The sequence below is a fragment of the Mycobacterium sp. NGS48 genome, assembly GCF_059812585.1.
On the sequence record NZ_JCALCY010000004.1, the window covers coordinates 1 to 14,356 of the forward strand.

At 63.7% G+C, this 14,356-nt stretch carries 14 protein-coding genes, 1 tRNA gene and 1 pseudogene; 6 read left to right on the forward strand and 10 right to left on the reverse strand.

The window, feature by feature from the left end:
* Positions 1–30 precede the first annotated feature (30 nt).
* The 4 genes and pseudogenes from AC5Y42_RS09365 to AC5Y42_RS09380 all read right to left on the reverse strand — a co-directional run.
* Complete coding sequence (locus AC5Y42_RS09365; protein WP_499897614.1) at positions 31–384, reverse strand: DUF3817 domain-containing protein; 354 nt, start codon at positions 382–384, stop codon at positions 31–33.
* The gene (locus AC5Y42_RS09370) at positions 381–761 is read right to left on the reverse strand and encodes a hypothetical protein (RefSeq protein ID WP_499897615.1); all 381 of its coding nucleotides are present in this window, start codon (positions 759–761) and stop codon (positions 381–383) included. Before AC5Y42_RS09370 ends, AC5Y42_RS09365 begins: the two co-directional genes overlap by 4 nt.
* Before the next feature lie 16 nt (positions 762–777).
* Positions 778–1,203: a hypothetical protein gene (locus tag AC5Y42_RS09375; RefSeq protein WP_499898087.1), complete on the reverse strand. Its 426-nt coding sequence runs from the start codon at positions 1,201–1,203 to the stop codon at positions 778–780.
* A gap of 198 nt (positions 1,204–1,401) precedes the next feature.
* Positions 1,402–1,515: pseudogene (locus AC5Y42_RS09380) on the reverse strand (helix-turn-helix domain-containing protein); the annotation flags it as partial.
* A gap of 91 nt (positions 1,516–1,606) precedes the next feature.
* Between AC5Y42_RS09380 and AC5Y42_RS09385 the strand changes: the two are divergent.
* Positions 1,607–1,692 (forward strand) — tRNA-Leu (locus AC5Y42_RS09385).
* Between the two features lie 13 nt (positions 1,693–1,705).
* Here the strand turns inward: AC5Y42_RS09385 and AC5Y42_RS09390 are convergent.
* The 3 genes from AC5Y42_RS09390 to AC5Y42_RS09400 all read right to left on the reverse strand — a co-directional run bounded on the left by AC5Y42_RS09390 (position 1,706) and on the right by AC5Y42_RS09400 (position 3,752).
* Complete coding sequence (locus AC5Y42_RS09390) at positions 1,706–1,894, reverse strand: hypothetical protein (RefSeq protein ID WP_499897617.1); 189 nt, start codon at positions 1,892–1,894, stop codon at positions 1,706–1,708.
* Between the two features lie 612 nt (positions 1,895–2,506).
* Positions 2,507–3,313, reverse strand: coding sequence for a hypothetical protein (locus AC5Y42_RS09395; protein WP_499897619.1), 807 nt, complete (start codon positions 3,311–3,313; stop codon positions 2,507–2,509).
* Between the two features lie 166 nt (positions 3,314–3,479).
* Entirely contained in the window at positions 3,480–3,752 is a 273-nt protein-coding gene (locus AC5Y42_RS09400; RefSeq protein ID WP_499897621.1) for a hypothetical protein, read from the reverse strand.
* A 176-nt stretch (positions 3,753–3,928) separates the two neighbouring features.
* Between AC5Y42_RS09400 and AC5Y42_RS09405 the strand changes: the two genes are divergently transcribed.
* From AC5Y42_RS09405 to AC5Y42_RS09415, 3 genes are read left to right on the forward strand one after another with little or no spacing between them, the layout of a single operon-like run.
* Positions 3,929–4,675 (forward strand): TetR/AcrR family transcriptional regulator, encoded by a 747-nt coding sequence (locus tag AC5Y42_RS09405; protein ID WP_499897623.1) that lies wholly within the window; start codon positions 3,929–3,931, stop codon positions 4,673–4,675.
* Positions 4,675–7,281 carry an ABC transporter ATP-binding protein/permease gene (locus AC5Y42_RS09410; RefSeq protein WP_499897625.1) on the forward strand — a complete coding sequence of 869 codons (2,607 nt, stop codon included), beginning with the start codon at positions 4,675–4,677 and terminating at the stop codon, positions 7,279–7,281. The genes AC5Y42_RS09405 and AC5Y42_RS09410 overlap by 1 nt, the downstream gene beginning before the upstream one ends.
* Positions 7,278–9,014, forward strand: coding sequence for an ABC transporter ATP-binding protein (locus AC5Y42_RS09415; protein WP_499897627.1), 1,737 nt, complete (start codon positions 7,278–7,280; stop codon positions 9,012–9,014). Before AC5Y42_RS09410 ends, AC5Y42_RS09415 begins: the two co-directional genes overlap by 4 nt.
* Here AC5Y42_RS09415 and AC5Y42_RS09420 read toward each other — a convergent pair whose 3' ends face one another.
* Entirely contained in the window at positions 9,015–9,437 is a 423-nt protein-coding gene (locus AC5Y42_RS09420) for a lipoprotein LpqH (protein ID WP_499897628.1), read from the reverse strand.
* A gap of 221 nt (positions 9,438–9,658) precedes the next feature.
* On the opposite strand from AC5Y42_RS09420, the gene AC5Y42_RS09425 reads away from it, so the two are divergent.
* Positions 9,659–10,648: an LLM class flavin-dependent oxidoreductase gene (locus AC5Y42_RS09425; protein WP_499898088.1), complete on the forward strand. Its 990-nt coding sequence runs from the start codon at positions 9,659–9,661 to the stop codon at positions 10,646–10,648.
* Between the two features lie 8 nt (positions 10,649–10,656).
* Positions 10,657–11,730 carry an NAD(P)H-dependent amine dehydrogenase family protein gene (locus tag AC5Y42_RS09430; RefSeq protein ID WP_499897629.1) on the forward strand — a complete coding sequence of 358 codons (1,074 nt, stop codon included), beginning with the start codon at positions 10,657–10,659 and terminating at the stop codon, positions 11,728–11,730.
* Here AC5Y42_RS09430 and AC5Y42_RS09435 read toward each other — a convergent pair.
* Entirely contained in the window at positions 11,727–12,569 is an 843-nt protein-coding gene (locus AC5Y42_RS09435; protein ID WP_499897630.1) for an SDR family oxidoreductase, read from the reverse strand. The genes AC5Y42_RS09430 and AC5Y42_RS09435 overlap by 4 nt on opposite strands.
* Positions 12,570–12,667: 98 nt before the next feature.
* Positions 12,668–13,990 carry a TetR/AcrR family transcriptional regulator gene (locus tag AC5Y42_RS09440; protein WP_499897632.1) on the reverse strand — a complete coding sequence of 441 codons (1,323 nt, stop codon included), beginning with the start codon at positions 13,988–13,990 and terminating at the stop codon, positions 12,668–12,670.
* Positions 13,991–14,356 lie beyond the last annotated feature (366 nt).

The following is a 14,356-nucleotide window of genomic DNA, read 5'->3' on the forward strand; positions in this document are numbered from 1 at the left end:
GCACGCGGATGAAACCGCACCGTCGACGGGCTACAGCCCGAACTGTGCCTTGATGTTCCGGGTCTGGAAGTGCTCGACGATGATGCCCAGCAGCGGGATGGTGCCCGACAGCAGCACCCCGATCGTCTTGGCGATCGGCCAACGGACCTTAACTGCGAGGTTGGCAGTGAAGATCAGATACGTGAAGTACACCCAGCCGTGCACCACACCGATCCAGGTCGGCGGGTTCTCCACCTTGACGACGTAGCGCACCACGATCTCGTAACACAGCGCGATGAGCCAAACGCCAGTCGTCCACGCCATGATGCGATAGCCCAGCAGCGCGGTGCGGATCTTCGCTATCGGGAAAATCTGCTGCGCTTCGGGGGTTTCGGACGTGCTCATGCGGTGGTCCTTCGTTGTCTGTGCGTCTCGTTCTTCGCCAATTCGGCCAGGTAGGCGTTGTACTCCCGCAGTGCGGGGTCGTCGGGCGGCCGCGATTCGGGCTGGGGTCGCTCCGGCAACAGGCCGTCAGGTATCTCCGTCACAGCGTTGTCTTTCGACGGCTCGGGCGGGATCTCTTCGTAGCGGACGAACTTGCGGTAGGCGTAGACACAGAACCCGGCGAAGAGCGGCCATTGCAAGGCGTAGCCGAGGTTCTGGAAAGTGCCAGACGTCGACTGGAATCTGGTCCACTGCCACCAGCCCAGAGCCAGGCAACCGCAGGCAGCGATGATGACGAGCGCGACGAGCGCCCATCTCCGACGGCGTGTAGTGGACACCCCTTGACCGTACCGCTCACGCCTTGGGCCCGACGAACTCGTCGAGGCACGCTGTTGCCGATTTGCGATAGATGGCGACCTGGTACTTGCCCGGCCGGGTCCACGGAATTCCGAGGTCGTCGAGTGCCGCGCAGAACAGGTCCCGCATATCGTCGGATCGGTTCGAGAAGTGGTAGCGGACGCTCTTCACGCCACGATCGTTGGCGACGACACGACACCCGTCGCTATCGATCAGGCCACGAACGAATTCTTCCGTGGCCTGCTTGACGAGCAGTTCCTGCGATGGCTCCAGTCGAATCGGCCTCAAGTGCTTCCTGCCGGGGCCGTGCTGAGGAAACAGACACGGCCAGTGTTTCGAGTAGAGCGATACGACAACCCATCGCTTCGGGTGCTGCGGCTCGACCGATGCGTGCTGCCTTGGAAACAGCGTGTCGATAGCCACGCGGCAGCGGTCGACGATTCCTGGGTATTTGGCGTCGAGGGTGATCCGGAGACGCCATGCTCGGGGGTGTCGGGAAATGCACCCGTCACCGAGGTAGAGGCCGAGCAGGCAGCAGTATGCAGCCACCGGCAGGGAAGCGAAGTCATGCGCACAACAACCCGATTCACACGATTGTCTCGATAGCCTTTGTGGTCGACACCGCCAGTCGCGCACTGTAGGCCGGGGGATACCTGTCCGTCGCGCGATCGCACAATCGTTCATTCCGGTTGCAACAAGTTGTTGCACCGCTTCGAATTCCTCCGCGGATCGCATCCCTCGATCCCTGCCGCCGCTGTGATGAACCCAAGTTATGAGGAACCACCGACAAATTCGTCGGCGAGCGCAGCGGTACGATCGGCAAGCTGCGGGCGTGGCGGAACGGAATACGCACCGGCTTTAGGTGCCGGCGCTCGAAAGAGCATGAGGGTTCGAATCCCTCCGCCCGCACCAGTCTTTGCGCAACTCAGAGGGTGTTTTTACGTTCGCGTAAGCGCTCGGTAAGCTCATTTTGAGCACACTTTTCTGGCGAATATTTCGCCTGCAGGCTGGCAGCCACCACATCAAGATCAGTGTCAAATAAGTCGGCATAGACCCGCAGCGTCACACTCGGGTCTTTGTGCCCGAGCATCCGCGCCAGCGCCAGCATGTTCACACCAGCGCTCACCGCCAGCGATGCACAGGGTGCCGGAGATCGTGCGGAGTGACGCTCTGCACCCCAGCCGTGGTGACCGCACGCGGAAAACCACCCGTTGGACGAGCTCGGTCGCGGCAGATACCCACCGCTGCGACCACCGAACATCGGTCGCAGCCTTGCCTTTGCACTGCATCGATAGCCATTCAAAACGAACTCAGGCACCGACACCGAGCGGGCCTCACGTCCTTTGGTGGGTCCGAACGGCAAACCCTCAGCGATTAGGGCCGCCTCGCTGCGTGAGCCAGATGGTTAACGCGACAGAGGCGACCACGGCGGCGATGAGCAGGATGGTCTGGGTTGTCATCGCACTAATCTATCGGTGAGCGAGAGCAAGCTGTCATATGCGGCGGAAGGGCTGGGGCTTAGTTGGAAGACCGATTGACTAAGCGGGTCAGATTCGCGTCAACGCATTGCGTTGGTTTAGCGGCATCGACGGTAATGCCCCCGGTCTGTTTGGCGGCACGCCTGACAAAGATCAGCCAGCAGCGCAAGCTCAGCATCGATGGTTTCCAGTTGCATCGATAGTTCGGCGCACGCCTATTCAGTTGATCTCTCTTACAAGTGCCTATCTCATGCCCCGCACACAGACTGGTGCGCTGAAGCTTTGTCACAGAACGGAACCGGATCGCCCAACTGATGCCCCTCGTTCATCGCACCGACGTGGTCGCCGTTGATCGAGACGGTGAGCACTCGCCCTGGTGCGGTGTGGTCAACTGGGCTGCCAAGGTAGCTGTAATCGCTTGCCTTCATCACATCGACTTCGACAGGTACGCCTACAGGGACCACACGGGTATCCGAGCTGTCCTTGACGTAGCCGAAGAACTTCCCGCTGCTGTCAGGCGTACCGTCTGGGCCGCTGTCGTAGGAAGTCAAGCCGATGTGGATGGTGGCATCGGGCATCGAGGCCATACTGCACGTAGGGCACGCTGGAAAGTCGGGGATGTCCATCTCGATAGTCCCGTCGGCGGAGACGCTCAGCTCCCGCTCATGTCCTTCCCCCTTGCCCGCCAGGGTGGCGAAGGGGGTAGCCGAAGCCACAGACGGTGCCGGAGGAGCTGCCGTCACAATCGGTGGTGCTGGCGCTGCTGCCACAGTCGAAGACGCCGGCGGCGGCGGTGGGATCGGTTGCGGCTCAGCTGTATCCGAACGGTGCCGACCGAAAAGCGTTGATACCAGCAGGACCAACGCAGCCGTTATGGCGACGACAAGGACGGCAAGAGCGGCCCACACGAGTCGACCGTGCCGGTTGGTCGACACCTCATCGGTATCGTCATCGACTGACCAGGCCAGCTCTGGTTCGTCGCCTGGCGGCGACGGCACTTGGGTTGTCTCGGCATCTGCGCCGTGCTCGGACGCGGCGGTGTCATCCGTGCTCATGCAGGTGACGCTAGGACCGCTGACAGGCCGGTGCAAGCTGACGCACTAACGCCCGCTGCGGATGGCTTATCGCTCGGGGGACGTTGCCATCGACGCATATTGCGGTCGGGTTCTGGCACGGCGCTGAGCCCTTGTTGGGATACGGCACGCATTCAGCGGATGGGGCTCAACGACGCTCTGGGATCCGCAGCGGCTCGGTGCGCAGCAGATGGACGGTCTGCCACGGCAGCGAATGTGTCTGCCGCACAGGTAGCGGCACTACCGGCGGCACCGAGACAGCCGCGAGCGCCTGGTGCTCGTAGTCAGCGCGAGCGGCCAACGCCGCGCGGCGCCGATGTTCACGGTCAACGACGTACGCCACAGCGGCCAAGGCGAGCAGTGGCACGAACAGCCATGGATAGGCGGCGATCGAACCGAGCCCAATGATGGTTATCGGCACCGCGAACACAACAGCGGCCGCTGAGTGACGGTCGGGCCAACTGCCGTGTGAGCAACGAGTTTCGAGTCCGCATCGCAGACAACTGTGTCTAGTCATGGTTCCTCTCCTGATGCAGCAGATGTTACGAGCAGCTACCGACATCACGGGTTGACCTTTAGTAAGGAGACCCTTAGTTTGTGGGGGTAACTTACCAAGCTGAGGTGGTGTGCCAGGTGCGAACCGTTGCGTCGCGTGTTGGAGGGCGACCGCCGCTCATCGCGATCGACGACGTCGTGCGGGCGGGCCGCGAGCTGGGGATGCAACGGCTAAGCGTCAATGCGGTCGCGGCGCGCCTCGGGGTGTCGGCAACCGCGCTGTATCGGCATGTCGACGGGCGATGGGAGCTCGAGCGTCTGGTCGGTGAAAGCGTGCTCGCCGAGCTCGAGTTGCGCGACGATCTGAGCGCCGCCATCGAACAACACCTGCTGTCCTTCGGGATGCAATTGCTGGACTTCACCGCCGAACACCCAGGGCTGGCGTCCTATCTGCAGGTCCTGTTCCCACGCGGCGACGCCGGTACGCGGTTGTTGGCCAACGAGATGGAGGCGTTGAGCCGACGAGGCTACGCCGCCGACGCGGCGATGGTGCTGAGCAGCGCCGTGGCCACGCTGGCGATCAGCCTTGCTGCTCGAGAAGAGAGCAACGCCAACGCAACCGGCGGGAACCAGGCCAGTGGATTCGAGTTGGAGCGCGACGCCGTTGCCCACCGGTTGGCCGGTGATGCGCAGCTTGGTCCGGCCCACGTCTCGTTGCCGGAGCTGTCGAGTACAGAGTTCGTGCGGCTTTTGCTGGCCGCTTCGATCCGGGGTCTGATCGCGTCGATTCCACCGGGGCGTCCGATCGCCGAAGTCGTGGCGGAATCCGCCGCGGGAAAGGACCGCTGATGGCACGCGGGTTCCAGGGTGTAGTCTTGCGGAGCTTCGGCGCGCACGATCACATGGCAACGGTGCTCGAAACCGTCCGGATTGCACCACATTTCGTACGGGTACGCATGGCCTCACCCACTTTGTTCGATGAGGTGATGGCTGAACCCGCAGCGTGGCTGCGGTTTTGGTTTCCCGATCCGGACGGGTCCAACACTGAGTTCCAACGCGCCTACACCATCTCCGAGGCCGACCCCGACGCTGGCCGTTTCGCGGTCGACGTCGTGCTGCATGACCCCGCCGGTCCGGCGTCGACTTGGGCACGCACCGTCGAACCGGGCGCCACGATCGCGGTGATGTCGCTGATGGGCTCGTCGCGGTTCGACATACCCGGCGAGCAGCCGGCAGGCTATCTGTTGATCGGCGACGCTGCATCAATTCCTGGGATCAACGGAATCATCGGAACTGTCCCAGAGGATATTCCGATCGAACTGTACCTCGAGCAACACGACGACAACGACACGCTGATCCCGCTCGCGCAGCATCCTCGGCTGCGCGTGCACTGGGCCGCACGACGTAACGAGCAATCGCTGGCCGCGCTATTCGAGAGCCGAGACTGGTCGAACTGGTATGCCTGGACGACACCGGAGGCCACGACACTCAAGCATGTCCGCAAACGACTGCGTGACGAATTCGGTTTCCCCAAGTCCGAGATACACGCTCAGGCCTACTGGAGCGCGGGGCGGGAGATGGGCGCCCGCCGCGGCGACGAGCCGCCGACGTCGGCGGAAAGCCAGCCGGAAGGCATTGCAGTACAGCAGGTGCCGACAAAACCGGTACCCGATGCCGCCGCCACGGGATCACGTGGCAGCTGGCGCGCCCAGGCGGCCGGCCGGATGCTTGCGCCGTTGCGCCCGGCGCTGATTCTCTCCGGTGTACTGCAGGCAGTGCTAACGCTGCTGCAGCTCGCGCCCTTCGTGCTGCTGGTCGAATTGGCACGGCTTTTGGTGTCGGGCGCCGAGGCGTCCCGGTTGTGGACGCTCGGCATCGCGGCTGTCACGTTGCTCGGGGTGAGTACCATTCTGGGCGCCGCGCTGACGTTATGGCTGCACGTTGTCGACGCACGATTCACCAGCGACTTGCGCTCGCGACTGCTGAGCAAGCTGTCCCGGCTGCCGCTGGGCTGGTTCACAGCACGAGGGTCGGGCTCAATCAAACAACTGGTGCAAGACGATACCCTGTCGCTGCATTACCTGGTGACGCATGCTATTCCGGACGCGGTCGCCGCAGTCATCGCGCCGGTCGCCGTGCTGGTCTACCTATTCGTGGTCGACTGGCGGATAGCCCTCGTCTTATTTGGGCCTGTTCTGGTCTACATGGTGCTGACCTCAGTGATCACGGTTCAGTCCGGTCCGCGCATCGTTCAATCCCAGCGATGGGCCGAGAAGATGAGCGGCGAAGCCGCTGCGTACCTCGAGGGTCAGCCGGTGATTCGGGTCTTCGGCGGTGCCGCCGCCTCGAATTTCCGCGGCCGGTTGGAGGAGTACATCGAATTCCTGGTCACCTGGCAGCGTCCCCTCGTCGGCAAGAAAACCTTGATGGATCTGGCCACCCGCCCGTCGACATTCCTGTGGCTGATCGCGGTGACCGGCACCCCGCTGGTCGTCGCGGGCAAGATGGATCCGGTAAACCTGTTGCCGTTCTTGTTGTTGGGAACCACATTCGGTGCCCGACTGCTCGGGATCGCATATGGGATCGGCGGCATCGGCGCCGGGCTCTCGGCCGCTCGCCGGCTCCAGATCGCCCTGGACGAGCCCGACCTCAGCGTGCTAGATCAAGCGCGCGACGCCTCGGACGGTGAGTCGGCCGGGACGGTGGTGATCGACCGGGTCAGCTTCGGCTACCGGCCAGGCGTTCCGGTCCTCAAGGACGTATCGCTGACGTTGCGGCCCGGCACGGTTACCGCTCTTGTCGGCCCATCTGGGTCTGGGAAGTCGACGCTGGCCGCCCTGGTGGCCAGGTTCCACGATATCGATCGCGGTGCGATCTACATTGGTGGGCAGGATATTCGGTCATTGAGCGCCGACGAGCTCTACACCCGAGTCGGGTTTGTATTGCAGGAAACTCAGCTCGTGCATGGCACCGTCGCCGAGAACATCGCGCTGGCCGTTCCCGACGCCACCGCCCCACAGGTGGAGGCCGCGGCTCGTGAGGCGCAAATTCACGAGCGGATCCTGCAATTGCCGGACGGCTACGACACCGTGCTCGGCGCGGGCTGCGAGCTGTCGGGGGGCGAACGGCAGCGGCTCAGCATTGCCCGCGCGATACTCGCGGATACTCCTATCCTGATCCTCGACGAGGCTACGGCATTCGCCGACCCGGAATCGGAATACCTTGTCCAGCAAGCGCTCAACCGGCTGACCCGGGAACGCACCGTTCTAGTGATCGCCCATCGACTACACACCGTCACCGCAGCCGACCAGATCGTCGTGCTCGACCAGGGCCGGGTCGCTGAACGCGGCACCCATGACGAGTTGCTCGCCACGGACGGCCGCTACCGCCGACTTTGGGATAGCGGTCGCCGCGACCCGATCGCTGACACAGCCGTTCAGGAGGTAGCGCGATGATCCGCACGTGGATACGCCTCGTTCCGGAAGATCGGCGTGCCAACGTGATCACCTACACGGTGCTGGCGCTGGTCTCCGTCGCGGTACGGGCAGCGGGAACGGTGTTGTTGGTCCCGCTGGTGGGCGCATTATTCAGCGACGCCCCGCAACGCGCGCTGGTGTGGCTGGGCTGGCTCAGCGCCGCGACGGTGGCCGGATGGTTGGTTGACACCGCGACCGCGCGGATCGGTTTCGATCTGGGTTTCGCGGTGCTTGATCACACCCAGCATGATGTGGCGGAGCGGCTTCCAGATGTCCGGCTGGATTGGTTCACCGCCGAGAACACCGCGACGGCGCGCCAGGCGATCGCCGCAACCGGTCCGGAACTCGTCGGTCTGGTTGTCAATCTGCTGACGCCACTGGTCACCGCGATCCTGCTGCCCGCCGTTATCGCCGTTGCCCTGCTGCCGATTTCGTGGCAGCTGGCGGTGGCCGCCCTGGGCGGCGTGCCGTTGCTGCTGGGCGCATTGGGTGCCTCAGCACGCCTCGCCCGTCGCGCCGATACCGCCGCCGGCGAGGCCAACACCGCGCTGACCGAGCGAATCATCGAGTTCGCCCGAACCCAGCAGGCACTGCGAGCCGCGCGACGCGTCGAGCCGGCGCGAAGCCTGGTCGGCGACGCGCTGGCTGCCCAGCACGGAACGGCAATGCGGTTGCTGCTGATGCAGATTCCAGGGCAGCTGCTGTTCAGTCTGGCCAGCCAATTGGCGCTGCTCCTGCTGGCGAGCGCGACCACGGCGCTCACGGTGACCGGCACGCTGTCCGTGCCCGAGTCCATCGCCCTGATCGTCGTGATCGCGCGCTACCTGGAGCCGTTCACCACCATCAGCGAGTTGGCGCCAGCCCTTGAGAGCACCCGCTTTACTCTCGACCGCATCCGTGCGGTGCTCACCGCACCGGTCATGGGTGCCGGAACCGAAACGCTGTCCGGCAGGGCGGCGCCGCGCATCGAGTTCGACAACGTCACCTTCGGCTACGGCAGTGGCGGGGGAGCGGTGATCGACGGGGTCAGCTTTGTACTCGAGCCGGGGACCACGACCGCGATTGTCGGGCCCTCCGGATCGGGCAAGAGCACGATCTTGGCGCTGATCGCCGGCTTGCACGAGCCGGTACGAGGTCGGGTCCTCATCGACGGCGTCGACGCCCTGACGCTGGATGCCGAAGCGCGGCGCGCGACAACCAGTGTGGTGTTTCAGCATCCGTATCTGTTCCACGGCACGATCCGCGAAAACGTCCTTGCCGGAAACCCTGTTGCCCCCGACGAAGCGTATGCGCGGGCGGTAGAGCTGGCGCGCGTCGACGAGCTCAACGGCAGGTTGCCCGATGGCGCTGAAACGGTCGTGGGGGAGGCCGGTTCGGCGCTGTCCGGCGGCGAGCGCCAGCGGGTCAGCATCGCACGGGCTCTGCTGAAATCCGCCCCTGTCCTGCTGGTCGACGAGGCGACCAGTGCTCTGGACACCGAGAACGAGGCAGCGGTGGTCGACGCCCTCACCGTCGATCCGCTTGCGCGCACCGGGGTGATCGTGGCCCACCGGTTGGCGAGCGTTTGTCATGCCGACCGGGTGCTGTTTCTGGAAAACGGTCGAGTGGTGGAGGATGGCAGCATCGACGAATTGCGTTCCGCGGACGGACGTTTCAGTGAGTTTTGGCAACAGCAGCACGATGCTGCCGAGTGGCGGGTCACAGCCGGTTAGTCAACAGCTCACTTCGATCTTGAAGTCAGCGGTTGCCGGCGTATCGGGATTGTCGGGGTCGGTGCCTTGAGCGGTGCCGGTGATGGTGTACGTATCACGGGAGAAAACGGCCTTCGCCTTGCCGATGCCGGCGTCGGCGACCCCGGTAAAGCCCTCGAAGTTATCGATGTGGACGGACTCGGGCGTGGGATTTTTCTGACCCAAATCGATGACCGCCTGTACGCGGGCGGGCGCAGCGCCGATGTCAGCGGTCAACAACCATTGCACCTGGCTACAGGAGACAGCATGCGAGGTACGGGTATGGCCGTTGATCGTCACCCGAGCGGTCTTCTGGTGCACCGATTCGGAATGGGGCGTGCATCCCGCAGCGCCCGCCGCCAGTACTGAAGCTGCCAGCACGGTGGCGACGAAACAGATTCTCACCGGCCACCTTCCTTCCCCCATCCGCGACAAATCGCTGCGGTCGAAAATTGAAGCTTACTGCGACGGGCTCCTCTCAAGGTTCGAAACGAAATCCCGCGTCCCCGCAGCGCACTTTCGATGGGAACAAACATTAGGTTATAGTCTGCGTGGTTTACGGGCTCCGTGGACCAAACCTGGAGGAGTGGATGCTTGACGCAGCATCGGTCCGAGAAGCGGCATTGATGTTCACGCTGAGATTCGATATGCGGGCACCGGATATCGGGGCATCGACGAGCGACCTCTATGCCACGGCAATCGAGATGTGTTCGTGGGCGGAAACCCGCGGGGCGATCGCGGCAGTCCTGTCCGAGCATCATGGCGCCGACGACGGCCATCTGCCCGCTCCGCTGATCCTCGCATCGGCGATTGCCGCCCGCACTACGCGGCTGGTCATAATGCTTGCGGCAGTAGTCATTCCATTCTGGGATCCGGTCCGGCTGGCCGAAGAAATGTGCGTGTTGGACATCATCAGCAACGGACGCGTCTCCTACGCCTTCGGTATCGGCCACCGTAGCCAGGAATACGAGCACTTCGGCGTCGACATGCGGGAGCGCGGACGGCTGGCCGACGAGCGGCTCGCGCTGCTGCTGGAACTACTTCGCGGCGGCGCCGTCACCCGCGGAGGTCGGCGCATTCACGTCACGCCGCCGTGCGCGACAAGCGGCGGCCCGCTCATCATGATCGCCGGTGGCAGCCGGGCGGCGGCCCAGCGGGCGGCCAGGCACGGGTTGGGTTTTATCGCGCAGACAAACCCGCCGGGCCTCAAAGAGTTCTACGAGTCGGCGTGCCGCGCTCATGGGAACGAACCAGGGTTGTCGCAGTTTCCCGACGGCAGCGTGCCCACAACGGTGTTCGTCGCAGACGACCCCGAGCGGGCATGGAACGAGCTCGGCCCCCATCTGTTGCACGATGCGATGACCGCAGCAGCCTACCGGCACGGCGACGTAACGGTGGCCAGCATTTCGCGCGCGACAAACGTCGCTCAATTGCGTGAAGCACCGGGCCCGTATCGCGTTTTCACCTCGGACGAGGCGACCGACTACGTCCGCGGCGGTCGGAGTTTGCCGCTACTGCCGCTATGCGCCGGGCTGCCGCCAGACCTCGCCTGGCCCTACCTCGAGCGCGCCGTCGCAGCCGCCGCGGACGCGCACGCGAATACCGATACTGACTGAGGAGAATCATGGCCGCGAAACCAATTCGAGTCGTCGTGTGGGCGACGGGCGGCGTCGGTACGATCGCCATCGATGCCATTCGACGACGCTCCGACCTCGAACTCGTTGGCGTCTGGGTACATTCGCCCGACAAGGACGGCCGCGATGCGGGTCAGCTCGCCGGTGGCGCTCCCATCGGCTTGGCGGCAACCCATGACGCCGATGCGCTTATCGCGCTGCGCCCGGACTGTGTCGTATACACCGCCAACGGCCCACAGCGCGACGCCGGAGCGGTCCCCGACTACCTGAGATTGCTCGAGGCCGGAATCAACGTAGTCTCCACGACATCCACCAGCCTGGTCTACCCGCCCGCCTACTTCCACGGCGAGTGGCGGCATCAGCTCGCGTCGGCCGCCAAATCGGGAAGTGTCTCGTTCTACGCGTCGGGCATCTTTCCCGGGTTCGGTTCGGATCAACTCGCGCTGGTGCTCTCGACCCAATCGAAAACGATTCGCCAATTGAGGGTCACCGAGGTTGCGCTCAACGACCATTACCCGGTGGCCAGCGTCATGATGGACGGGATGGGATTTGGCCGTCCGCTCGACTTCGAGCCGATGCTGAGCACTCCGGGATTCATCGAGATGGCTTGGAACGCACCGATTCACCTAATAGCAGAGGGCTTGGGGGTCGAAGTGCGAGAGATCCGTGGCACACTCGACCGTCGGCTGACCGACCGCGACATCGAGGTCGCGTTCGGGACGATTGCAGCCGGAACTTGCGGCGCGGTGAGCACCCGTGCCGCTGGTGTCGTCGATGGCCGCGAAGCGATCGTGGTCGAGCACATCATCCGGATGGCCCGCGACGTGGCCCCGGATTGGCTGCACTCCGACTGCGACGCCACCTACCGCGTCGACATCGAGGGCGACCCCGACATCCACTGCTCGATGACGCTCGGCGAGGCTGAGGGACACGGCGCCGGTCGAGGCGCGATGGCGGCCACCGCAATGCGGGTCGTCAATGCCATCCCCTATGTCGTGGATGCGCCGGCAGGGCTGCTGAGTTCGCTTGATCTGCCGATCACCCTGCCGCGCCACGCGCTCTAGGCGAGCGTCACCCGGCCCATGATCAAGTCCATGATGGGCTTGCCCGGCGGAAATGCACCGGTCAGCGACGACATCACGTGTCCGTTGTCGACGAGCAGAGTTATGCCGCTGATACCGCAGGCTGCGTCGCTATTGAGAAAAGCCATCGCGTTGGCCATTTGATCTGGCGTGTGGACTTGGCAACCGGTTTCGTCTCGGTAATCCTGGGCGAACGTCAGCCACAGATCGGCGTTGGCGCGGGCCAGCGGCGTATCCGTCGGGCCCGGACAGATCGCGTTGATGCGCACACCCTTCTTCAACAGCGAGTAGGCCTGCGTCGCCACGTAGGCATTGATGGCTTTTTTGCTGAAGCCGTAGTGGATGATGCCTTCGGCTTCGTGCGCCGAGACCCACGCATCGGCAGTCTCGTAATCGGGAGTTGCCAAGAACTCCTGGAGGAGGGGCAAGTCGTTCTCCCATCCCATACCGGCTACCGAAGAGATGAAACAGATCGCCGAGCCCCGGCGTAACCGGTCACCGTCTAGCAGCCGTTGGATCAGATGACGATGCCCAATAAAGTTGACCCGCATCAGTTTTGGCCCGTCAGCAATACCCGCGGCTGAAAAGATGGCATCGACCGGTCCGCTCATCTCGTCGAGTGCGCGGTCAATCGAGGCCCGGTCGGTCAGGTCGACTGTTACTGTTTGTGCCGCCTGGTAAGTCACCGGCACACAGTCCATGACTACTACTTCGGCGCCAAGCGCCGCCGCGGTCTTAGCTGTCGCAGCGCCCATGCCAGTGGCGCCGCCGACGACCAGTACCCGCTTGCCGTCGTATCGGAACTGCTCGATACCGGACATTGTTCTCCTTCCGGGGGAACTGCAACCTGCAAGCACTCTACGGAGAACATATATTTGGTTCAATAGTTGAGCGCGCCTACGCCGGCCGCCGGATGACGCTAGTTACTGGCGTCGCGGTGGGCAACACCGCGCACCACTGTGTCACGGGCGTTGATCAACGCCGCGCCCGTCCCTTTAGCGCGCACGATGTTTTCCGGCATCCACAGGACATCCATCACGCACCGCGCCAGCATCTCGATGGAGGGCGTGTCGATGCGGATGTCTCCTGACCGCATCCCCTCGGAAAGCAGTGATTTCAGTTGCCGCATCCGCATGGTGAACAACAACCCGGGATTGGGCGTATCGGGTGGGGACTGCCGCATCCATGCCAGCTGAATCTTCCACTCGTCGGGAAACTGGTCCAACGCGTTGATATTGATCCAGGTCAGGGCATCCAGCTTCTCCGTGGGCGTGGCGTCCGACCGGAGAACGGCGGCAAAACCGCCGCCGGCTTTCTTGCCAAACGACTCCATGATCGACCCGAGGAGTTCATCCTTCGAGCCGATCAGTCGATAGACCGTGCCGGTCCCCAGGCCTGCTGCCGATGCGATATCCCGGATAGTGGTGACCTCGTATCCCTTGCGGCCGAACTCGGCTCGAGCCACCGCACGGACATGCGCCGCCTTGTCGTTGATCCCAGAATCAGGGTCGTCGGCCCACGTTTTGATCGCGGCCTCGGCAGCGACGAAGGCGCCGGAACGATCCAATTCTTCGTCACTGCGCGGTTGATCGGCCAGCCCGTCCAACATGATCCGGCACAACAGTGCAGCAGCCTGATCGGCTGCGGCGGTATGCCGGATGACATCGAGGCCGACGTGCATCATGGACTGACAGATCCGGTCCGCCAACGTAGATAGATCGATATCCGCCCGGATGTAACCGCTCCACCTGCCTGCACGCAGTGTCTGCAGCATCGCCTGTTGGACCGCGTCGGGCGGATGTTGGAGCAATTCGACCAGCTCCGCATTCGCGCTCGGCGCCTCGTAGAACGACATCTGCAGTGCGGCACGATGCGCCACGGCGCACCGCGCGATGGCCGATCCCAGGTCGATGATCGCCGCAGCGGCCGGCCGCGAGCTGTCGTCCAATTTTTCGTGGCCAATCTCGCCGATGCGTTCCAGATCGGCGTAATACCGCCGGACAAGCTCGACGAGAATCGCTTCCTTGGATTCGAAATGGTGGTACAAGCTTCCCGGGAGAATGCCGGCAGCATCGGCAATCTCTTGCAGCGAGGTGCGCAGGCCGGAGGAGGCGATCAACGATTCCGCGGTCTGCAGGATCTCGGTTCGGCGCGTCCCGTCCTCGTAGGCGCCACCGGTGGTCTGGCTGGAAGCTCCCGGCTGGGTCTGGCGCAGCTTTGGTGTCATGGGCGAGCCCACCATGACACCTCCACGGGTCTCAGCTCCTATCCCGGGTCTGCCCCGGCAGTCCACAGTGGTTGCCCCAACGCCGGTCGGGCCAAGCCGAGCGACCGAATGTTTGGTAAAACGCTACCAGAAGGTAGCCCCGTCACCGGGCAGTGTGAAACTGCTGAATGCGGCGGTAGTCCGGCCGACGAAGAACTCCGTCCGGGTGGCGACGAGCGGCCTGATCGGAGTCGGCCGCCACTAGCTTGTTGCAGCGCAACAAGACCTAGGTGATTCCGGCCCGTAGCCCGCCACGACGATTGACGATGAACAGGCGGCACGTTAGGGTCTGAACAAATTTTAGGTCGCACGGTAAGCGGGTGGTGAGGTGTCCTACGAGAG

Coding starts and splice junctions, on each gene's coding strand:
- AC5Y42_RS09365 (WP_499897614.1), bottom strand. CDS start 384: ATGAGCACGTCCGAAACCCCCGAAGCGCAGCAGATTTTCCCGATAGCG.
- AC5Y42_RS09395 (WP_499897619.1), bottom strand. CDS start 3,313: ATGAGCACGGATGACACCGCCGCGTCCGAGCACGGCGCAGATGCCGAG.
- AC5Y42_RS09410 (WP_499897625.1), top strand. CDS start 4,675: ATGGCACGCGGGTTCCAGGGTGTAGTCTTGCGGAGCTTCGGCGCGCAC.
- AC5Y42_RS09415 (WP_499897627.1), top strand. CDS start 7,278: ATGATCCGCACGTGGATACGCCTCGTTCCGGAAGATCGGCGTGCCAAC.
- AC5Y42_RS09425 (WP_499898088.1), top strand. CDS start 9,659: ATGTTCACGCTGAGATTCGATATGCGGGCACCGGATATCGGGGCATCG.
- AC5Y42_RS09430 (WP_499897629.1), top strand. CDS start 10,657: ATGGCCGCGAAACCAATTCGAGTCGTCGTGTGGGCGACGGGCGGCGTC.
- AC5Y42_RS09435 (WP_499897630.1), bottom strand. CDS start 12,569: ATGTCCGGTATCGAGCAGTTCCGATACGACGGCAAGCGGGTACTGGTC.
- AC5Y42_RS09440 (WP_499897632.1), bottom strand. CDS start 13,990: ATGGTGGGCTCGCCCATGACACCAAAGCTGCGCCAGACCCAGCCGGGA.